The following is an 18949-nucleotide window of genomic DNA, read 5'->3' as shown; positions in this document are numbered from 1 at the left end:
AAATTTTGAAGAAATTTCCCTTTTATAAACAGCCGGATGCTAAAGACTGCGGACCAACCTGCCTTAGAATAGTAAGTAAATATTACGGCAGAAGTATCTCTCTGCAGCAGATCCGTACACTTTCTGAAACCACCCGTGAAGGAAGCAGCCTTTTGGGGCTGAGTGATGCATCCGAAAACTTAGGGTTCCGTTCCCTTGGAGTCCAGATCGATTTTAATACCCTTGCAGAAGAAGTACCGTTCCCATGTATTGTCCATTGGAATAAGAACCACTTCGTTGTTGTCTATAAAATTGATAAAAATAATAAAGTCTATATTTCAGATCCGAGTTACGGACTGATTACCTATACCCGCGAAGAATTTATTAAATTATGGATCGGGGAAAATGCCAACGAAAACACAGAAGAAGGGATTGCCCTTATTCTTGAAACAACGCCCGCATTTTTTCAGACAGAGTTTGACACAACGGAAAGTAAAGCCAGCTTCTCTTTCCTTTCGAAATACCTGCTTAAGTACAAGTCACTTGTTATACAGCTTGCCGTAGGTCTTTTGGCCGGAAGTTTACTTTCGCTTATATTTCCGTTTCTTACCCAAAGTATTGTAGATGTCGGAATACAGAACCAGGATCTCAACTTTATTTATGTTGTGCTTCTTGCTCAAATTATGTTATTCCTGGGAAGAATGGGTATTGAGGTGATCCGAAGCTGGATCCTCCTTCATCTTTCCGCAAGGATTAATATTTCGATCATCTCAGATTTCTTTATCAAGCTGATGAAGCTTCCTATAAGCTTTTTCGATACGAGAATGACGGGGGATATTATGCAGAGGATCAATGACCACCACAGAATAGAACAACTTTTGACGAGTTCCTCGTTAAATACCCTGTTTTCACTTGTCAATCTTATCATCTTCAGTATTGTCCTACTGTTCTACGATTATAGACTTTTTATCGTTTATCTTGTAGGAGCAGCATTATATATTGGATGGATCAGTTTCTTTCTTAATAAGAGAAAAGAACTGGATTATAAAAGATTCTCTCAGGTTTCACAGGAACAGAGTAAAGTAATCGAACTGATCAATGGTATGCAGGAGATTAAAATGCATAACGCGGAAAAGCAGAAGCGTTGGGATTGGGAATTTTTACAGGTAAAGCTGTTTAAAATCAGGATAAAATCTCTATCTCTGGAACAATGGCAGTCTGTAGGAGGAAATTTCATCAACCAGATGAAAGATATTCTGGTAAGTTTCCTTTCTGCAAAACTGGTTCTGAGTGGCAATCTTACCTTGGGGATGATGCTCTCGGTGCAATATATCATTGGACAGCTGAACAGCCCATTATTGCAGCTTATCGATTTTATCAAACAGACTCAGGATGCAAAAATCTCATTGGAAAGATTGGGTGAGATTCACGACAAAGAAGATGAAGAAGACAAAAATGAACAGTATGCGGGTGAAATTCCGGAGAAAGACATTGATGTCAGCAATATATCATTCAGGTACATTGGATCTGATGTTCCTGTATTTGAAGATCTCACCCTTACAATTCCCTACCAGAAAACTACAGCTATTGTGGGGGCCAGCGGAAGTGGTAAAACCACACTTCTGAAGCTTTTGATGAAATTTTACGAACCTAATTCGGGAGAAATTAAACTTGGAAATACCCAGTTAAGAAATATTTCCCCGAGATTTTGGAGAGATCATTGCGGAGTGGTAATGCAGGAAGGATATGTATTCAATGATACTATAGCCAATAATATTGCGGTAGGTGAAGATCATGTGGACAAACAGAAATTAAGAAGAGCTGTAGAAATTGCCAATATCAAAGAGTTTATTGAAAGCCTTCCGTTAAGTTATAATACAAAGATTGGAAACGAAGGTGTGGGAGTCAGCGGTGGTCAGAAACAAAGGCTTTTCATTGCCAGAGCGGTTTATAAATCGCCGGAATTTATCTTCTTTGATGAAGCCACTTCTGCTTTGGATGCCAATAATGAAAAAGTGATCATGGAGAATCTTGAACAGTTCTTTAAGGGTAAAACTGCTATCGTTATTGCTCACAGATTATCCACGGTAAAACATGCCGACAAAATCATAGTTCTCGATAAAGGTAAAGTGGTAGAAGAAGGTAACCATGCCGAATTGGTCTCTTTAAAAGGGGAATATTACAGACTGGTGAAGAATCAGCTTGAATTAGGAAATTAACAATACTCTGAAAGCACAGGGAAAATTTATCTTTGAAACATGAAAGAAGACATCTTAGACAATATTGAACTTCGTTCGGAAAGTGTTCAGGACATTCTCACACAGCCTCCTCATTGGATGATACGCTGGGGAAACAGCATTATATTAGTTATACTTCTGCTTATCCTTGTGATGAGCTATATCATCAAATATCCGGAATTTGTTTCCGCTCCCGTTATTGTTACGTCACAAAATCCGCCTGAAAAGATAGAAGCCAGAACCAGCTCAAAAATTGAAAAGATCTTTATTAAGGATCATCAGGAGGTTAAGAAAAATGATGTATTGATGGTGATGCAGTCCACAGCAAATTATAAGGATGTTTTGGAACTGAAAAAGCTTGTAGATTCTATTGCTCCCAATCAGCTTAGCTCTTTCCCGATTGCACAGACATCCAGATTCAAACTTGGAGAATTGCAGGGTGATTACAATAGTTTCGCAAAAGCTTTTCAGGATGAGGAGCTTTTCACGAGGCTACAGCCTTATGCTCCTGAAAATATTGCAGCGAATCAAAGTATCTCAGAATACAGGGGAAGAATCACAACTTTAAAACAACAGAAAAGCCTGGAATTAGCTAAATATGAATTATCAAAAAAAAGCTATCAGAGATCTCAGGAACTTTTCAACCAGGGAGTAATCGCTTCCGTAGAACTTGAAAATGAAAAAATAAAATATCTTCAGGCACAACAAAATCTTGAAAACCTTAATATTTCCATTTCACAAATGGATGAGGGAATTTCAAATCTGAACAAAACGAAAAGCGGCACAGCTATCAATACGGAAAAAGATAAAATAACATATTCTTCGCAGACTTTACAGCTTTTTGAACAGCTTCGTAAATCTTTAAAGCAGTGGGAACAAAATTATCTTGTTATATCATCCACCGATGGTATGGCCAGTTTTCAACAGTTTTTCGGAGAAAATCAATTTGTAAAAGTAGCAGAACCCATCCTTTCCATACTTCCTACAAACAAGGAAAAGCTGGTAGGAAGAATGTCTGTTCCTACCGTTAACTCAGGAAAGGTAACTACAGGCCAAAAAGTATTGATTAAACTTGATAACTACCGTTTTCAGGAATATGGTATTATAGAAGGAAAAGTACAGAATATTTCTCTTATTCCTGATGATAAAGGAAATTACTATGTAGATATCACTCTCCCCAAGGGATTAAAAACAAGCTATAATAAGAACCTTACGTTTGATAAAGAACTCAGAGGTAATGCAGAGATCGTAACACAAGATTTACGGCTTATTGAAAGATTTTTCTATCAGATCAGAAAATTATTGGGGTACCAAAGTTAATTTGCCCTCTTACATATAAAGAAACCGCGGCTGTTGTAAGCTGCGGTTTTCTATTTATGACACTATATTAATTCAGATTAAGCTCTCAATAGCTACATAAAAATTAAAATAATGGAAAACTTTATAGGGGCGGAGTTGGGATCATAAATCACTGGAAACTTATAGTAAATGGTTTTAATTCATCTTAAAAGAATATAATGATGAATTTTATTTAAAATAAAAAAAGGAAAGTAATATGTATTACTTTCCCTTTTATTGTAGCGAAGACGGGAATTGAACCCGTGACCTCAGGGTTATGAATCCTGCGCTCTAACCAACTGAGCTACCTCGCCGTTTTGGTGGTGCAAATATAGAAAATATTTGTTTACCACCAAAATTATTTTAGCTTAAAATATTCCAAAACATTGCCCACGTGGTCTGGCTTATTGATTATCTTATTGTTAGCATCTAAAATAAAATAAGTAGGAGTTGCATGTACGTTATAGGTATCTACATAACTGCTGTTCCATCCTCTTAATTCAGAATCATTGATCCAAGGAAATGCAGCAATCTTTTGAGTGTAAGAATTCTTATCCATATCTAAAGACAGCCCAATAACCTGTATATTCTTTGCTTTTAAATCATTGTATTTTGCCAGAAGCTGAGGCAGCTCGCTTTCACAATGAGAGCATGTAGATGACCAGAAAACAATTATTTTCTTATCAGCTTTTACATCATACAATGATTTTGCAGATGTATTAGCCGGTGACTGGAATTTAACATTGGGAAATGCTGCTCCCATTTCAACATTGGCATTAGATTTTAAAGTAGTTGCCAGCCTGTCAGTGATGGTGCATTTAAGGTTTTTTGCAAGCGTAAGATATTTGGTTTTGAACTCTTCCATATCGTAGGCATCAAAAATATCAATCAGCTCTGACAAAACGGTTTGCCCTCTTGGAGTTTCAACCTTTAAACGGTCTAATAGGGTATCTACAGAGCCTGCAACATTCGTATTACCACCTGAATTAAGATATGAAACCAAAACAGGCCTTAAAAGTGAGGAAGACTCAAGCATATCATTGGATTTATCCAGGAAGTTAACAATATCGTCCTGACTGGCTTTTTTTGCAGGATCTGTGGAGCTAGACAGAAATTTACTATAGTTGGTATTATAATAAGAAATGAATGGATGCTGGGCTGCATCAATACCGTTACTCATTCCGGCAAGTCTTTCTATCTCACTTTTTAATGCTTTTCCGAACTCAGTATTATCCTTATAATATTCTTTGATCTGTGCCAATGCCGGAAGGATAAGTTCTTTTTTCTGGGATCCTTCCTGCTGTTTGCTCATCAGATCATTAACTTCATCAAGATAGATAACATCTTTGAGTTTATTATTCTGAACATCCATTTTAATGCTTACATTTTTGTTTTCCGAAACAAAGTTTACCGCATTATTTGAAGCCGGAAAATATACCTTCATCATTCCCATATAATGGTTTGGATATTTAAAGGTCCATGTATTATTCTTGCTCTGTTCTTTAGTGACGATTATATCTTTCGATCCGTTTAATGTATATAGAATGGCATCTTGATCTTTGAATTCTGCAGGAGCCTGAATGGTAACAGTAAACTGAGCCTGCAAAGAAAATGCAGATAATACTGCAGATAATATATAAATCTTTTTCATAAAGTAAAAATAAAAAAACTCTCTGACTAATCAGAGAGTTTAATGTTATTTTAATAAAATTTTAGGCTTTTTGGCTCTTCAATTTCTTTGTATAGTATATAATAAATACAACTGCAACAATAGACAGCAGATAAACATACATGTCAATAGGCGATGCAACCCCGCCGGGTCCTACCCCGCCGGTACCACCATCTTCTGGTGCTGGCGGTATTTCGTCAGCCGCCTTGACCAGTAGGGTCCCAAAAAAGAAAAGAGCAAGTACTAGTTTATTAATAGTTTTCATAATATTTATTTTAAGATTTTAGTGTTAACAGTTTCTCCCTTATCAGAAACAATTTTTACAACATAAGAATTTTTAATTGCTCCATTAAGCTCAATTACAAAATCCGTAGATGTATCAACTGCTTTTTTAGAGATAACTAGTTTACCGCTCATATCATAAACTTCAATATCTGCTTTTTTCCAGTTTGGATCGAATCTAACAATGTAGTTGGTAATTTCTGGATTGTATACCACCATTGTTCTTGAAGGTGTAGCAACTGTTTCTTTTGCGGCTAATACCACATTGCTTGGCTCACCATAATATAAGTCATAAGATGCAACAGCATTAGGTGCAATACCATCCTGTGTTGCAGGTTGTAGAGTACCGTTTGATGCTTTATAGTAAAAGCCGATACCTGCAGATAGCAAGTGAGTTCCTGCTGGAACCAACTCCCCATTTTCTCTTATTTCAAATTTGTAAGATTTTACTTTACCGGTATCGTAATTTACCAGTTTAACATTCTTACCTTTAAAGTTACTTTCATTGGCTTCATTAATGTATAACCAATATTTAGATGTGTAGTTTGTATCATAACCTCCATTTAAAGCTTCTTCAAATGTACCGATAATGTTACTTCCTGCAGTTGCCTGAACAGTAGTTGCTACAGAAGTCTGGTGACCCGTAACAGAATTAGGTGAAACTACATAATAAGTTCTTGCAACTTCTTTTCCTGAATCATCTAAACCAATTACTCCAAGCTGTTTTACCGTACCGTCGATGCTTTTTGCAGCATTTTTAGCAGCAGTAACACTATAATCAGTAGCAGCTGCTCTAACGGTTGAGTTAAATCTTCTAAGAGTATTAAAATCCAATGTTTGGGCAGTGTTATCTCTCAATTTCAGAACGAAAGTCTGCATTGGCTTGATGATCATACCAACATCCCCAACAGGAACCCCACCTGGATTAGTATAAGTCTGAATCAATGCTCCTGTACTGTAAGCATTTCCTTGTGATCCTACAACTACAGTTCCAGGATCATATCTAACTCCCCAAATATTAGAAATGTTATTTCCATCTGTGGTTCCTCCATTTTCTAAATATCCTATTCTTGATAAATCAAGATTAGTTAAGAAAGGGTTTCCAAATTGGTAAATATTCTTACCATAAGTAAGAGTCCAAGGAGTAATTGTGGTTTCAAACTGATCCTGCAGATAAGTATTGTATCTTTCGTTGTATCCATTGATAGCCGTACCATTTGTCCCAAAATTAACATTTCCTGCATTCTGAAGAGTTGTAGCAGAAGCAAATGTCGCATAAGGACGACCATTAATAGTATGCATAGCACTACTTACATCTAAGTTGTTATTGTTAGATCCAAGCATGTAGTACGCAGAACCATTACTGGTAGTAAGGGATAAGTCCGGATAATGATCAGCTATAGCTGCAGTATTGTTCCATTTTAGAATTTCGTTTTGGCTTCTTCTTACAGTGCCAAATGTTTTACCCAATTCAGTGGATAAAGTGCTCATAGTTTTACCAAAGAATGGCAAACCAACCTGTTGATAATAATTTCCAGTACCATTCTTTTTGGTTCTGAATTCCTTACTTACAATTCCAGTAATCTGTCCTTGGCTTAAACCATCAACATATAGCTGTCCGTAAGTAGACACATCGTCAGTAGCAGTGGGAGTATTAAGTCTTAAAATAATATTTCCGCCATCGGTTTTATCTGCACCGGCAGCGTCAATTGTTTTAAAAGCATCTCCAGATACGCCTACAACCATAACGTTTCCATGGACATCCAAAAGGCCATTGCCTCTTGTTTGTACACCTCCACCGCTATAAACTAGGGTACCTTCGCTTACATACATATTAGCATTAGTGTCAACATGACATAGTATCTGCGCCTGAACAGAGTAACTAATTGCTAAAAGACCTATAGCAAATAAACTTTTTCTCATTGTATAAATTATTTGTGTGTTAATACAATCTTCACCCGCAAAGGTAAGATTTTTTTTTAAAGAAAAAAAAATATTTTATTTATTAACAAAAATATTATCTTCAGTTAATATAATTTCTTTCTCTTCACCTATTGAAAACATATAGTCTTCCAGTACTTTTTCAGTTGTTCCTCTTAAGCCTCTGGCTCCCAATCCTTTTTCGATAGTCTCTTCTACGATCTTTTCAATAGCACCATCCGTAAATACCAAATTCGTGCCATCCATTTTGAAGAGTTCTACAAACTGATTGATGATCGAGTTCTTAGGCTCCTTCATGATCCTTATCATCGTCTCTTTGGTGAGCTTATCAAGGTAGGTAATGATCGGAAATCTACCTAAAAGTTCAGGAATTAAACCAAAAGAACGAAGATCGATTGCATTAATATGCGTCAATACATATTCATCTTCATCAGTTTTATTGATTTTTTCTGAACTGAAGCCTATGGCCTGTTTATTCATTCTTCTTTCGATGATCTCTTTAATCCCGTCAAAAGCACCTCCTGCAATAAACAGAATGTTCTGGGTATTTACCTGGATATATTTCTGATCCGGATGTTTTCTTCCTCCCTGAGGCGGAACATTCACAATACTCCCTTCTAAAAGCTTCAGCAATCCCTGCTGTACACCCTCTCCGGAAACATCTCTTGTAATACTTGGATTGTCTGATTTTCTTGCAATTTTATCGATCTCATCAATAAATACAATTCCTCTTTCAGCCTTTTCCACATCATAATCTGCAACCATCAGGAGTCTTGAAAGGATACTTTCCACATCTTCTCCTACATATCCGGCTTCCGTAAGGATAGTAGCATCTACGATACAGAAAGGAACGTTTAGCTCTCTTGCAATGGTCTTTGCCAGAAGAGTTTTTCCTGTACCGGTTTCACCTATCATAATGATATTCGATTTTTCCAGCTCTACTTCCCTGTTTTCGTCCTGAGCGTGAAGCAGTCTTTTATAATGGTTATATACCGCGATCGAAAGCTGCTTTTTGGCCTGATCCTGCCCAATCACATATTGGTTAAGGAATTCTTTGATCACTTTCGGTTTCTTAAGTTCGTCTATATTTGCAGCAGGAGAAGATCCTGTTTTAGAAACGCTGTCTTTTACAATAACATGCGCCTGTTCGATGCAGTTCTCGCAGATAAAGCCACTCTGCCCGGAAATAAGCATTTGTACTTCATTTCTTTTTCTGCCGCAGAAAGAACATTGGTTTGAGTTCATACTATATAATATATGTTAAAGAAAATCGTAAAAAATTTCTTTTTTACGATTTTACGATTTTATGCTTCAGAATTAATAATTGAGTTTTGGATCTCTTTATATTCTTCGTCTGTTAATTTTAGTCTTTCATTTCTGAAGTTCATATCTTCCATCTTGTTTAAAGGAATAAGATGGATGTGTGCATGGGGAACTTCAAGCCCTACTACAGCTACTCCCACTCTTACGCAGGGAACAGCATTTTTAATTTTTTTAGCGACCTGCTGGGCAAATCCCCAAAGATTTTTATATTCTTCACTTTCCAGATCAAAGATCAGATCAACTTCTTTTTTAGGAATCACCAAAGTGTGTCCTTTCACCAAAGGCATTGCATCAAGGAGCGCTATAAAATGGTCATCCTCAGCAATTTTGTATGAGGGAATTTCACCATTAATGATCTTTGTGAATATACTGCTCATTTTTTAGAAGTTAAATGTTAGAATTAGAATTATTCTGGATATTGTGCTTAGATTATAGAGTGATTTCCAATACTTCGAAAGACAGTTTGTTTCCGTTTGGCAATGTAATATCTGCCGTTTCGCCTATTACTTTTCCGAGTAATCCTTTTGCAATAGGTGTATTCACAGAAATTCTTCCAGTTTTAAGGTCGCTTTCATTATCCGGTACTAATGTAAACACCTGCTCCTGATTGGTTGCATTGTTTTTAAGTTTTACAGTAGTAAGGATTGAAACCTTTGAAGTATCTAATTGACTTTCATCTATGATCTTGGAAGTTGCGATAATATCTTTAAGTTTGGAAATTCTCATTTCAAGCATCCCTTGAGCCTCTTTAGCTGCATCATATTCAGCATTTTCAGATAAATCTCCTTTATCTCTTGCTTCTGCGATTTGCTGGGTAATTTTTGGTCTTTCCACAGTTTCTAACTGTTCCAGCTCAGCTTTCATTTTCTCTTGTCCCTCCTTTGTTACATAGCTTGCCATAATTTTCAAAATTTAGGTTTGGTATAAAAAAATAATCCGACATTTGCCGGACAATGTTTTACGTGTTATAATCGTTTAACTTTTACAAATATATAAAAATTTAAATTGAAATGAAAAAAACTTTTTCAATCCTGTCTATTTTAACTTTACTGATTTTCAGTATTTTAACTATAAACTCTTGCGGAAGTAGAGAAGATACTGTCAGCTGTTTCCCGAACAATCCAGTTAATGTAACCTTAAATCTGAATTTACCTGCTTATAACAACCTCAACTATGATGGAGGCTGGATTTATGTGAATGAACAACAGTCTAGCACAAGAGGTCTGATTGTGGTCCGTGTAGGAGAAACTTTCAAAGCATATGACCGGAATGCTCCTCATATTTGTCCTGATGCTAATACCACTCTTGAGGTAAAAGATAATATCAGTATTCTGTGTCCCAAAGACAATACCCGCTGGATCCTGAGAACAGGTCAGCCGGAATCAGGAGCTGCAACTTCCCTTCCTCCTAAAACATATCCTTACAATTATGATCCGTCCACCAAAACTTTAAATATTTATTACTAGAAAATGAAGGTTGTTATACAAAGGGTTTCTGAAGCACATGTAAAGGTAGACGGAAAGGTTGTCGGGGAAATTAAGAAAGGATTGATGCTGCTCACCGGGATTGATGAAAATGATGAAAAAGCGGATGCGGAGTGGCTTGTCCAGAAGATCTTAAATTTAAGGATTTTCGGTGATGAAGATGACAAACTTAATCTTTCTGTGAAGGATATTTCGGGAGAAATTCTGTGCATCAGCCAGTTTACATTAATTGCAGATTATAAAAAAGGCAACCGTCCTTCTTTCATTAAAGCAGCCAAGCCGGATAAAGCAATTCCTCTTTTTGATTATTTCAAAGAGGAACTGGCCAAATCAGGATTAAAAACTGAGAGTGGAATTTTCGGTGCAGATATGAAGGTTTCTCTGATCAATGATGGACCTGTAACGATTGTTATGGATTCTAGCACGAAAAGCTAAAACAACAAAATCATATAAAACTAAACCTTACAATTCATGTTTCCGAATCTTAAATTAATATCAGGTCTTGTCTTAACTGTTAGTATTAATTTTATCAGCTATGCCCAAACCCGTGAAGAACTTTTAAAGTCAAAACTCGATTCTGCATTCTCCCAATTGTTTAAAGCAGACGAACCAGGTGGTGCTATTCTGATCCAGCAGGGAAATAAGGTATTGTATGAAAATTCTTTTGGGTTGGCAGACCTAAAGACAGGTGAAAAGTTTACCAGTAAAACAGTTTCCAATCTCGGCTCTATCTCCAAGACTTTTGTATCGTATGGGATTTTGATGCTTCAGGAGAAACACAGGCTTTCAACGGATGACAATCTGCTGAAATTTTTCCCAAATTTTAAAAATAAAGAACTGGCCTCTAAAATTAAACTCCGGCATCTGCTCACCCATACTTCGGGACTTCCTGATCTTAGAAACGTGGATAAGGATAGTATTTTTTATCTTACGGCAAAAGATGAAGAGAATTTCAGGCCTTTACAGTCTGCAGATTCACTGGAATTTGAGCCGGGAACAAAATTCAATTATTCAAATCCTGCTTATAATGGTCTGGCTATGGTGATCGAGAAAACAAGTGGGATGAAATGGCAACATTTTATCAATCAAAATATTTTTAAGCCAGCCGGTATGAAAGCTAGCCGTATTACAGATGGCAGCTTTCCTGATAAAAATGTAGCTCATGGCTATATCCTGAAAGATAAAGTTTACCGGGAATATGATTATGGGGAATGCCCTACTTTTACTGCTGCCGGAAACGGAGGGGTCTGGAGCTCTATTGATGACCTGAAAAAATACATTGCTGCGATTAATGAGTGCAGGTTTACTAACTGCTCTGTTATTAAAGCTTCAAAAACAGTATACAGTCCGTCTGACTGGAATGGTAAAAAACCAGCCTATCATACCGGAACCTGGTTTGTACATACAGGCTTCTATGCCGATACAAAAACAGAAGAAAACGTAAGCGTCATAGAACATGCCGGTGATCAGGGTGGCTTTAAGTCGCATCTCCTCATGATTCCCGAAAGCAATATTTCTATTATCTGGCTCACCAATAATAATCAATTCATTACCGGCCCTATCCGGAGAACGCTTCTGCAACTGAAGTATATTAATTAAAATTTCATTGTTTTTCTTTTAATTTGAATAAAATGAACGGAGAAAAAGATTTGGCAAAGCTTTTAAAAAGTATGAAGCCCAAGCAGAATCCTGGTGATTATGTTTTTTGTACGCTGAAAAATATAGAGAATTTTGACTTGATGAATGTTGAAATGTTCTTTAGAGAAGACGAAGGATTTACCATTATTATAAAAAAGGAGATTGCAGACAGGTTACATCTCGAATATTCTGTCATTATGTCGTGGATAACACTGACTGTACATTCTTCTCTGGAAGCAGTAGGACTAACGGCTGCTTTTTCAAAGGCTCTCTCTGAAAATAACATAAGCTGTAATGTAGTAGCCGCTTATTACCATGATCATATTTTCATCAATAAAAAAGACACCGAAAAAGCCATTGAAGTGCTAACAAAATTGTCAGAATAAATCTGATGTATATGAAATACAATTAGCCAACAAAAAAGGTTGTCTTTTCAGACAACCTCTTATTTTACTTTGCACAAAAAATTACTGCGCAGGAACGCTATTGAAATTAAGTGCTATTTTAAGTGTCATATCTGAACTTGTTTGGTTTTTCAGCTCGTACACTGTTCTTACTGTAAGGCCTGTGCTTTTTACTACCTCATCCAGATAACCTGTATCATTAAGATCCAGATTTAAGCTGGAAGAATCTGTTGTAATATTGGAACGTGAAGCAATAAGCTTTTCACCTGTTCCATTGGACGAAACATACACTTTTACGGATTTAAGCGCACTCAGGTTTCCGCCTGAAGGAGAAGCTACAGATATTTTAGCATCGGAGATTCTTACATCTTTGATTTTCGCATTATTATTTCCTCCAAACCAAGTCTGTACATTGGTGGCGGTAGCCGTAGAGGACACTTCTTTGTCGGCAGGCACTCCCGTAGAAACCAAAACAGTGGCTGTATAAGGGAATGTATTCTGAACCAGTGACTGTACAGTTCCACAACTTACTGCTATTGCTGAAACTGCCGCTGTCATTAAAAATATATTTTTCATAATTTTAAACTTTAGTATTGATATTGAGTTTGCAGAAATTATACCAAAATGGTCAATCTTACTCAACACTTACATTAAAACCTCCTTTCGTGTTTCCAGAAGCCATATTACTTTTGCCTATTATTAGCCATACTTCGCCTTTGCCTTTGGTTTCGTAGGTGATTTCTCTTCCGAATGGCCCGTCATAATCTCCGTTTGGAAGCTTAATCTGGTTGAATCTTATATTAAAGTCTTTTTCATTGGTCGAAATTGTTGCTTTAATAGTAGGTTTGTCATAATGGGTCAGTTTTAAAACCAGTTCCTGACCGTCTTTTGTAAATTCTTCTCCCAATGTGAAAGGGAGCTGCGATGCATCTGCTGTTCTTATAATCTGCCCCTCTTTTTCGCTTCTCATCACGCCTTTACGCAGTACTTCTTTGGTGACAGGAGCATTGTTAATGATTGAATCTTTCTTTCTAAGGGCTGCAGAATCTTTTTTCTCTGTAGAGTCCGGCATTTCTGTGACTATAGTAGAGTCCCTGTCCGGGGTTTCTGTTACAGCAGGTTCTTTTTTACATGAAATAATAATCAATGGAATTAACAATAAGGATTTTTTCATAATAATTAATCTTTTAATGTTTCAAAGTAAAGGATCTTTGAAAGGAAAGGTTTGGATTTTTCTTGTTTGGCTTTTTCCAATACTTTCTTTTTAAGCTGCAGATCATTTTTTTCTTCTGCATATTTCAACAGTCCTCTTTCACTGAAGTTAATTTGTTCAAAGTGATAGTTTACTGCAAAATCTTTACGCTTCATATTCTGGGAGGTAATGATTCCACCCCAGTTCACATAACTGCATGCTAAAATTGTTCCATAAAAATACCAGATCATTGTATTGAACAGGAATGCATTTCTTTTTTTCTTCTGAATTTTAATGAAGGTAAGAGCCAGCCCGATGAGTGCTAAAAGGAGAAAAGCAAACACGCCGAGTCTTTTGTAAGTAAACCCATAACTGATTATATATTCATAGTTTTTCAATGCTGCAGAAAATACAAGAATAGCATTCAGGATGATCCAGATCCTGGCCAGAAGCTTCATCAGCTTAGCTTTAGGATCAAAATTAAAGCCTGATTTAAAATAGAACATAATCACCAATACGGCCATAATGATAGACATGATCACAGCATTCACTCTTTCATGGGTCTCTTCTGAAAGCTGAACGGGAGTTTTTGAAATTTCATAAAACTGCTCATAATTGTAAGTAATAATAAAAAATACGAGTAAAATATTCAGGCAAAAAAAGGAAATGACACCGCTGGTTCTCTCTGCATCCAGATCAAGAAAGGAATACGTTGATTTCTGTACCTTATAATTATCCGGAAAGTTATCATCCAGCAGAGAATTCTTTTTGTATATCAACCTTTCTACTGCATAGTTCCAGTAATTGAAAGCAATAAATAAGCCCAAAACTGAAAGAACCAGTACCTGCCATATATTAATATCCAGCTCGTAATCTCTGAAGACAGCCGCAAAATGGTCACTACCCACAGAATATATCCCGAAAAATATAGAGATAAACAATAGAGGAATAAGGATGAACGCTAAGGTTTTCTGCCATACACCTGAAATATTCTTTTTCGGCAGCCATGAGTCAAAGCTGAAAAACCGGAAAAGAGCAGTAAAGCTGTTGATGATAAATACAGGAATGAGGAAAAGTATTTTCAGCTTTCTGTTTTTTGAGCGATAGCCTAATAACAGAAGGGAACTTACAACCGCCAACAGGGATGGAAAGTCTCTGAACCATGCAAAAGCAAAACTTGACACAATACTTGTAACGAAAAGTATCAGAAAGGTTCTGGTCCTGTTTCTTTCAGGAGCTTTATACCAGGTCAGCAATGCATAAACGATACCCAGAATACCGAGATTCAGTCCCATGTCCTGATCATAGAAGACAATGACAAACAAAGCGGCTGTAAGAAATATATAATGATGTGTTTTCATGATGGAAAAGATTTGATAATTTAAAGATTCAAGAATTGAAAAATTTACAATTCGAAATTAAAGAGGATGCAGATATAGAGAATGGTGACGGGAATATTGACCAGGAGGAGCAGCACAGAATTTCCGGAGGATTTTCTATCAGGAATATGGGTCAGGAATTCTAAAAGCTCATACAGCAGAATAAAGATATTGACCACTGCTGCAATGATCACGAAATAGAATCCGGATATTACCAGAAAATCTGCACCCGTTATCAGATAAGATACCAGTAATAAAGTTCCTGATAAAAAAGAGATCAGAAAAGTATTTCTGCCTAGCGTACTGAATTTCAATTTATTCATGATCGATCTTTAAAATAATACCGGCGTTTCCTTCTGTTGAATATAATCCTTCAGATGGTCGAAATTCTGCCACAGCAGGCTTTCAAAATCCCAGTGATAAAATGGTCTCATGCTCTGTCCTTTTCTGTATGCTTTCATATATAGTTTCATGTATTCCGGAAGAATAAATGTTCCCAATACAACGGCTGCAAGGAGATGAGCATTGAGCTTACCGTTTCCAAGGAGAAGATACTGCATGGCGATTTCATCTTCGAATTGGGTTCCGCATCCGGTAATCAGGTGATGTACATCATGGTTTTCCATTTTGGGAATCATTGAAAACCCATGTTTTTTATAGAATTCTCCCAGTTTTCTTCCGAGAGAATCTTCCTGAAATTTGAGGAGCTGCTCTTCATTGAACTGCCATTGTCTCTTTTTCTTTTTAAAATATTTTCTGTAAAGTTTCTGGGTTTTATCATAGACAAAAAGCAGAAATTGAACACGTACTTTTTTCATAATGTATTATTTAAATATTAACTTAATTCCTATTAAAGCATAAAGGTATGCTAAGGGAATATTGATGAGAAGAAGACCAATAGCTTTGAGACAAGCTTTAAGTTTAGATTGGCTGGCAATTCCATAAATCAATAATCCAATCACAAAGAGTAGGTTTACAATAGTTCCCCAAGTTAGGAGCATATAACCACAGGCTACAAAACCATCATTTTTTGTTATTAAATAGCCGAAAAGACAAATATTTCCTAGCAGAAAGCATAATCCGAAAATATATTTCCCGATGTTTATTATTTGATGATCTTTCATCTATATCGTATTTTAAGCTTGAGTTAAAGTAAAGACGGTAATTTCTGGACGTACCATAAATCTTATCTGGAAAGAATGGCCAATAGCTCGGTTGATGTACAGCATCCTTCCATCCTGGAGATCTATTTCCCCTGATATATACTTTTTATTTTCAACAGGAAGTACCGGCGTGACAACGCCCGGAATTCTGCATTGTCCTCCATGAGTATGGCCACTTAGTATCCAACCCTGATATCCGTTCCATATATCTCTGTCGCAGGCATCCGGATTATGGCAGAGTATAATATTGGCTTTTGCGGGATCGTAATCATTCATCACTTCCTCCGGATGGAAATTAGGCGACCACAGATCTTCAAATCCTATAAAATTCAGTTCGTGGCTTTCTTCACTGCTATTTTTAAGCATACTGATTCCAAAATCCCTGAGAATTTGACAGATATTTTCTGAGCAGATAATATCATCCCAATTCTTACCGTAGTCATGGTTTCCCAATATTCCGAAGGTTGCCTGCTTTCCGTAGACAGCATTCTTCATTACTTTTTTCAGATCTTCCTGCTCTTCTGCAGTTCCATGATTCACAAAATCTCCGGTGTAGACGACAAAATCCGGATTAAACTTTTGTGCTTTTTGAAAAGATTCGATCAGGAAATTCCAGTCGAAACGGTCTCCGACATGCAGGTCTGATATCTGCATCAGTATTTTTCCTTCCAAAGATTCGGGCAGATTCTTTATAGGTAAATTTTTCTGAACAAATTCTACCCAGAAAGGTTCTACCTGCCACGAATACAGAAAAGGGAACGCTCCCACTGCTGAAAGCTGAAAAAGCCGCTTGAGAAAATGCTTTCTTGTCATCGCTTTAGATTCTGTACAATTAATTTCCGGCGAAAGGAGTTCCGAAAATGCCTACTGCCAATTCTGCCCAGACAAGCAACAGCAGTATAAGAACGGCCCCGCCTAAAAGAATTTTATACGTTTTATTTTTAACGATACGCTGAATCAAATTGATGATAAAAGCCGTTCCAAAAAGTAAAACAGCACCGATTACAAAATCTCCCGGTGACCAGTTGAATTCTTCAGAGAACATATTCCCCAATAATGGAATGCATAATAAAACCGCTGGTGTAGCATAAATAAGAATTGTTTTTGTTTTTGTGTCATCATTTTTTTAATTTTAAATATATAAAGTACTTTGTATTTCAAAGTTAATTTTCAAAAAAATATAGGATTTACCTTCCTAATAATTTTTCAAGAGCATCCAGGTGTTCGTTAAAAGCCTGTCTTCCGTTCTGTGTAACACGATAAGAAGTTTTGGGTTTTTTGCCTACGAACTCTTTTTTCACTTCGATATATCCAGCTTTCTCCAAAGCATTGCTGTGGCTGGCAAGATTACCATCTGTAATTTCTAAAAGCCCCTTCATTTCTGAAAAATCAACCCAGTCGTTGACCATAAGAACGGACATTATCCCCAGTCTTACACGGCTTTCGAATTCTTTATTGAGTTGATTTATCTTTATCATAATAAGTCGCTAACTGCAGTTTTAGAGAAGCTGTTCCCACAAAAGCTGCAAATTTAATCTTTATTTATATTTTTTATGCATGATCAGGCCATACACAATATGTAAAATCCCAAAACCGATGGTCCAAAATACAAGCCCCCATCCTAAGAAGAAAAGAGAGATCAATCCCAGAACAATTTGACAATAGCCTAAATATTTAATATCCGTCAAAGTATATCTTTCTGCACTGACCAGAGCAATTCCATAAAATATCAAGGTAGCCGGCGCTATCCAAACAAATAGATGATGAAAAAGAAGTGCAAGACAGAAAATCCCACCCGTCACCAAAGGAACGGCAAAGGTTAACAGCAAACGTTTGGTTGTACTGTCCCAGATTTTTAGGCCTTTCTTTTTGCTTTTATTGGCTGTGAAAATATATCCGCTGAGTACAGCTGTCAATAAAATCACAGTTCCTACGATTACAAGTTCCCGGACCAATGCCGGGCTAAAGAAATTTCTGTCGCCATCTAAGTAATCAATTCCTTCTCTTTGGAAAATAAAATAAACGTATCCTGCACCAATCAGTGCAGCCAAACCGGCAAAAACTCCGGACAGTCCGCTCAATGAAATAAATCTGGAAGACCGCTCCATCATGGAACGGATATGTGACAAGTCTTCGTGATAATTTTTCGAATCCATAAAAAGAACTTTGAATTACAAAGTTATAATTTATTTTTAATCTGCCAATTATTTTTTACATTTTAATGATAATTTTTTCTCAGCAAATTCAATACAATTATTAACTTTAAGAAAATAGAATTGAATTAGAATCTTCAAAAGTTTTATGAACATACAAATAACCTGCTATGACCGAAATTTTGATAGACTATTCTCAAATACAATTACAGGAAAATATTTCCTTGAGTGATGCAGAGATCAAAAAAATTGAAGAAGGTCAAAAAAAGCTTGCTAAAATAATACCAACTATATTGGCTTTTTGTACACTCTTTACTATGGCAATCCCTATTTTCTGTATAGAAAGTTTCAGCAAATTCAAATACTATGATTATATCTTGTTTGCCGCCGGAGGATTGGCTCTGTTTGGTTTCGCTTATCTGATTTCTTTCTTAGTAACCGGCTATGACAGACGAAATTGGAAAAAAGATAAAATCCATGGAAAAAATAAATTGACAAGCATTATTATTAACCGCGACAAAACAGAGTATGGCGAATACTTAACTTTTGCCGGGAAATTAAAAAATGATAAAATAAGACTTGAAGTTGATCCAGAAGTTTATGCGCGGTATCAGAAAGGAACAAAAGTAGTTGTCATTTATTTAAAGTATAGTAAAACGGCAATTTTTATAAGTGAGTTGTGATTACTCTATTCGCCTCTTCAAATCCATAAATATCAAGCCTTAACTCAAAAATTCATTTCTTTACTTGAGGAATTTTATGGACAC

Annotated in this window: 23 protein-coding genes and 1 tRNA gene; 7 read left to right on the top strand and 17 right to left on the bottom strand. The window is 36.4% G+C overall.

Going from position 1 to position 18949, the window contains the following annotated elements; all coding sequences use genetic code 11:
* Positions 1 to 5 precede the first annotated feature (5 nt).
* Positions 6 to 2198: a peptidase domain-containing ABC transporter gene (locus tag ACTJIV_RS04195; protein ID WP_223558329.1), complete on the top strand. Its 2193-nt coding sequence runs from the start codon at positions 6 to 8 to the stop codon at positions 2196 to 2198.
* Between the two features lie 39 nt (positions 2199 to 2237).
* A complete protein-coding gene (locus ACTJIV_RS04190) occupies positions 2238 to 3536 on the top strand; it encodes an HlyD family secretion protein (RefSeq protein ID WP_440625781.1) in 1299 nt (432 codons plus the stop codon).
* Positions 3537 to 3794: 258 nt separating this feature from the next.
* Here the strand turns inward: ACTJIV_RS04190 and ACTJIV_RS04185 are convergent.
* The 7 genes from ACTJIV_RS04185 to greA all read right to left on the bottom strand — a co-directional run bounded on the left by ACTJIV_RS04185 (position 3795) and on the right by greA (position 9669).
* Positions 3795 to 3868, bottom strand: a tRNA-Met gene (locus ACTJIV_RS04185).
* Between the two features lie 44 nt (positions 3869 to 3912).
* Positions 3913 to 5205: a TlpA family protein disulfide reductase gene (locus ACTJIV_RS04180; protein WP_440625779.1), complete on the bottom strand. Its 1293-nt coding sequence runs from the start codon at positions 5203 to 5205 to the stop codon at positions 3913 to 3915.
* 61 nt (positions 5206 to 5266) lie between these two features.
* A complete protein-coding gene (locus tag ACTJIV_RS04175) occupies positions 5267 to 5488 on the bottom strand; it encodes a signal peptidase (RefSeq protein ID WP_174772331.1) in 222 nt (73 codons plus the stop codon).
* A gap of 5 nt (positions 5489 to 5493) precedes the next feature.
* Complete coding sequence (locus ACTJIV_RS04170; protein ID WP_157963382.1) at positions 5494 to 7338, bottom strand: T9SS type A sorting domain-containing protein; 1845 nt, start codon at positions 7336 to 7338, stop codon at positions 5494 to 5496.
* 165 nt (positions 7339 to 7503) lie between these two features.
* Positions 7504 to 8691, bottom strand: a complete 1188-nt coding sequence (clpX, locus tag ACTJIV_RS04165; protein ID WP_111957377.1) for an ATP-dependent Clp protease ATP-binding subunit ClpX — start codon at positions 8689 to 8691, stop codon at positions 7504 to 7506.
* A 59-nt stretch (positions 8692 to 8750) separates the two neighbouring features.
* Positions 8751 to 9146 (bottom strand): HIT family protein, encoded by a 396-nt coding sequence (locus ACTJIV_RS04160; protein ID WP_111957375.1) that lies wholly within the window; start codon positions 9144 to 9146, stop codon positions 8751 to 8753.
* Between the two features lie 52 nt (positions 9147 to 9198).
* On the bottom strand, positions 9199 to 9669 hold the full coding sequence (greA, locus tag ACTJIV_RS04155; protein WP_111957373.1) for a transcription elongation factor GreA: 471 nt from the start codon (positions 9667 to 9669) through the stop codon (positions 9199 to 9201).
* Between the two features lie 110 nt (positions 9670 to 9779).
* Here greA and ACTJIV_RS04150 point away from each other — a divergent pair, with 110 nt between their 5' ends.
* The 4 genes from ACTJIV_RS04150 to ACTJIV_RS04135 are packed head-to-tail and all read left to right on the top strand — an operon-like array spanning position 9780 to position 12277.
* The gene (locus ACTJIV_RS04150; RefSeq protein ID WP_440625776.1) at positions 9780 to 10235 is read left to right on the top strand and encodes a hypothetical protein; all 456 of its coding nucleotides are present in this window, start codon (positions 9780 to 9782) and stop codon (positions 10233 to 10235) included.
* A gap of 3 nt (positions 10236 to 10238) precedes the next feature.
* Complete coding sequence (dtd, locus tag ACTJIV_RS04145) at positions 10239 to 10688, top strand: D-aminoacyl-tRNA deacylase (RefSeq protein ID WP_440625774.1); 450 nt, start codon at positions 10239 to 10241, stop codon at positions 10686 to 10688.
* Between the two features lie 36 nt (positions 10689 to 10724).
* Entirely contained in the window at positions 10725 to 11852 is a 1128-nt protein-coding gene (locus tag ACTJIV_RS04140; protein ID WP_440625772.1) for a serine hydrolase domain-containing protein, read from the top strand.
* 32 nt (positions 11853 to 11884) lie between these two features.
* The gene (locus tag ACTJIV_RS04135) at positions 11885 to 12277 is read left to right on the top strand and encodes an ACT domain-containing protein (protein ID WP_111957365.1); all 393 of its coding nucleotides are present in this window, start codon (positions 11885 to 11887) and stop codon (positions 12275 to 12277) included.
* Between the two features lie 81 nt (positions 12278 to 12358).
* Here ACTJIV_RS04135 and ACTJIV_RS04130 read toward each other — a convergent pair whose 3' ends face one another.
* The 10 genes from ACTJIV_RS04130 to ACTJIV_RS04085 form a co-directional block, all read right to left on the bottom strand.
* Entirely contained in the window at positions 12359 to 12871 is a 513-nt protein-coding gene (locus ACTJIV_RS04130; protein WP_111957363.1) for a hypothetical protein, read from the bottom strand.
* A 58-nt stretch (positions 12872 to 12929) separates the two neighbouring features.
* On the bottom strand, positions 12930 to 13469 hold the full coding sequence (locus tag ACTJIV_RS04125; RefSeq protein WP_111957361.1) for a hypothetical protein: 540 nt from the start codon (positions 13467 to 13469) through the stop codon (positions 12930 to 12932).
* 5 nt (positions 13470 to 13474) lie between these two features.
* Complete coding sequence (locus tag ACTJIV_RS04120) at positions 13475 to 14848, bottom strand: DUF4153 domain-containing protein (RefSeq protein ID WP_440625769.1); 1374 nt, start codon at positions 14846 to 14848, stop codon at positions 13475 to 13477.
* Between the two features lie 44 nt (positions 14849 to 14892).
* Positions 14893 to 15189, bottom strand: coding sequence for a hypothetical protein (locus ACTJIV_RS04115; RefSeq protein ID WP_440625767.1), 297 nt, complete (start codon positions 15187 to 15189; stop codon positions 14893 to 14895).
* Positions 15190 to 15198: 9 nt separating this feature from the next.
* Positions 15199 to 15684 carry a Coq4 family protein gene (locus ACTJIV_RS04110; protein WP_111957355.1) on the bottom strand — a complete coding sequence of 162 codons (486 nt, stop codon included), beginning with the start codon at positions 15682 to 15684 and terminating at the stop codon, positions 15199 to 15201.
* Between the two features lie 6 nt (positions 15685 to 15690).
* On the bottom strand, positions 15691 to 15990 hold the full coding sequence (locus tag ACTJIV_RS04105) for a hypothetical protein (protein WP_440625765.1): 300 nt from the start codon (positions 15988 to 15990) through the stop codon (positions 15691 to 15693).
* 12 nt (positions 15991 to 16002) lie between these two features.
* Positions 16003 to 16842 carry a metallophosphoesterase gene (locus ACTJIV_RS04100; RefSeq protein WP_336377643.1) on the bottom strand — a complete coding sequence of 280 codons (840 nt, stop codon included), beginning with the start codon at positions 16840 to 16842 and terminating at the stop codon, positions 16003 to 16005.
* A gap of 19 nt (positions 16843 to 16861) precedes the next feature.
* Entirely contained in the window at positions 16862 to 17074 is a 213-nt protein-coding gene (locus tag ACTJIV_RS04095) for a hypothetical protein (RefSeq protein WP_440625762.1), read from the bottom strand.
* Between the two features lie 142 nt (positions 17075 to 17216).
* On the bottom strand, positions 17217 to 17507 hold the full coding sequence (locus tag ACTJIV_RS04090; protein ID WP_223558318.1) for a winged helix-turn-helix domain-containing protein: 291 nt from the start codon (positions 17505 to 17507) through the stop codon (positions 17217 to 17219).
* Between the two features lie 60 nt (positions 17508 to 17567).
* A complete protein-coding gene (locus tag ACTJIV_RS04085; RefSeq protein ID WP_440625760.1) occupies positions 17568 to 18185 on the bottom strand; it encodes a hypothetical protein in 618 nt (205 codons plus the stop codon).
* A gap of 167 nt (positions 18186 to 18352) precedes the next feature.
* Between ACTJIV_RS04085 and ACTJIV_RS04080 the strand changes: the two genes are divergently transcribed.
* Positions 18353 to 18865, top strand: a complete 513-nt coding sequence (locus ACTJIV_RS04080; RefSeq protein WP_440625758.1) for a hypothetical protein — start codon at positions 18353 to 18355, stop codon at positions 18863 to 18865.
* Positions 18866 to 18949: the final 84 nt, after the last annotated feature.

This window comes from Chryseobacterium sp. 22532, assembly GCF_052044665.1.
In the GTDB taxonomy this organism is placed as follows: domain Bacteria; phylum Bacteroidota; class Bacteroidia; order Flavobacteriales; family Weeksellaceae; genus Chryseobacterium; species Chryseobacterium lathyri.
The sequence above is the reverse complement of the archived record's forward strand: the minus strand, read 5'-3'. Positions and strand labels throughout refer to the sequence as shown.

Bases quoted from the DNA above. Each gene is read 5' to 3' on its own strand.
- ACTJIV_RS04090 (WP_223558318.1), bottom strand. From the start codon at position 17,507: ATGATAAAGATAAATCAACTCAATAAAGAATTCGAAAGCCGTGTAAGA.
- ACTJIV_RS04080 (WP_440625758.1), top strand. From the start codon at position 18,353: ATGACCGAAATTTTGATAGACTATTCTCAAATACAATTACAGGAAAAT.
- ACTJIV_RS04125 (WP_111957361.1), bottom strand. From the start codon at position 13,469: ATGAAAAAATCCTTATTGTTAATTCCATTGATTATTATTTCATGTAAA.
- ACTJIV_RS04180 (WP_440625779.1), bottom strand. From the start codon at position 5,205: ATGAAAAAGATTTATATATTATCTGCAGTATTATCTGCATTTTCTTTG.
- ACTJIV_RS04170 (WP_157963382.1), bottom strand. From the start codon at position 7,338: ATGTATGTAAGCGAAGGTACCCTAGTTTATAGCGGTGGAGGTGTACAA.
- ACTJIV_RS04130 (WP_111957363.1), bottom strand. From the start codon at position 12,871: ATGAAAAATATATTTTTAATGACAGCGGCAGTTTCAGCAATAGCAGTA.
- ACTJIV_RS04115 (WP_440625767.1), bottom strand. From the start codon at position 15,189: ATGAATAAATTGAAATTCAGTACGCTAGGCAGAAATACTTTTCTGATC.
- ACTJIV_RS04150 (WP_440625776.1), top strand. From the start codon at position 9,780: ATGAAAAAAACTTTTTCAATCCTGTCTATTTTAACTTTACTGATTTTC.
- ACTJIV_RS04095 (WP_440625762.1), bottom strand. From the start codon at position 17,074: ATGTTCTCTGAAGAATTCAACTGGTCACCGGGAGATTTTGTAATCGGT.
- ACTJIV_RS04175 (WP_174772331.1), bottom strand. From the start codon at position 5,488: ATGAAAACTATTAATAAACTAGTACTTGCTCTTTTCTTTTTTGGGACC.
- greA (WP_111957373.1), bottom strand. From the start codon at position 9,669: ATGGCAAGCTATGTAACAAAGGAGGGACAAGAGAAAATGAAAGCTGAG.
- dtd (WP_440625774.1), top strand. From the start codon at position 10,239: ATGAAGGTTGTTATACAAAGGGTTTCTGAAGCACATGTAAAGGTAGAC.
- ACTJIV_RS04085 (WP_440625760.1), bottom strand. From the start codon at position 18,185: ATGGATTCGAAAAATTATCACGAAGACTTGTCACATATCCGTTCCATG.
- ACTJIV_RS04120 (WP_440625769.1), bottom strand. From the start codon at position 14,848: ATGAAAACACATCATTATATATTTCTTACAGCCGCTTTGTTTGTCATT.
- ACTJIV_RS04105 (WP_440625765.1), bottom strand. From the start codon at position 15,990: ATGAAAGATCATCAAATAATAAACATCGGGAAATATATTTTCGGATTA.
- clpX (WP_111957377.1), bottom strand. From the start codon at position 8,691: ATGAACTCAAACCAATGTTCTTTCTGCGGCAGAAAAAGAAATGAAGTA.
- ACTJIV_RS04100 (WP_336377643.1), bottom strand. From the start codon at position 16,842: ATGACAAGAAAGCATTTTCTCAAGCGGCTTTTTCAGCTTTCAGCAGTG.
- ACTJIV_RS04190 (WP_440625781.1), top strand. From the start codon at position 2,238: ATGAAAGAAGACATCTTAGACAATATTGAACTTCGTTCGGAAAGTGTT.
- ACTJIV_RS04110 (WP_111957355.1), bottom strand. From the start codon at position 15,684: ATGAAAAAAGTACGTGTTCAATTTCTGCTTTTTGTCTATGATAAAACC.
- ACTJIV_RS04135 (WP_111957365.1), top strand. From the start codon at position 11,885: ATGAACGGAGAAAAAGATTTGGCAAAGCTTTTAAAAAGTATGAAGCCC.
- ACTJIV_RS04160 (WP_111957375.1), bottom strand. From the start codon at position 9,146: ATGAGCAGTATATTCACAAAGATCATTAATGGTGAAATTCCCTCATAC.
- ACTJIV_RS04140 (WP_440625772.1), top strand. From the start codon at position 10,725: ATGTTTCCGAATCTTAAATTAATATCAGGTCTTGTCTTAACTGTTAGT.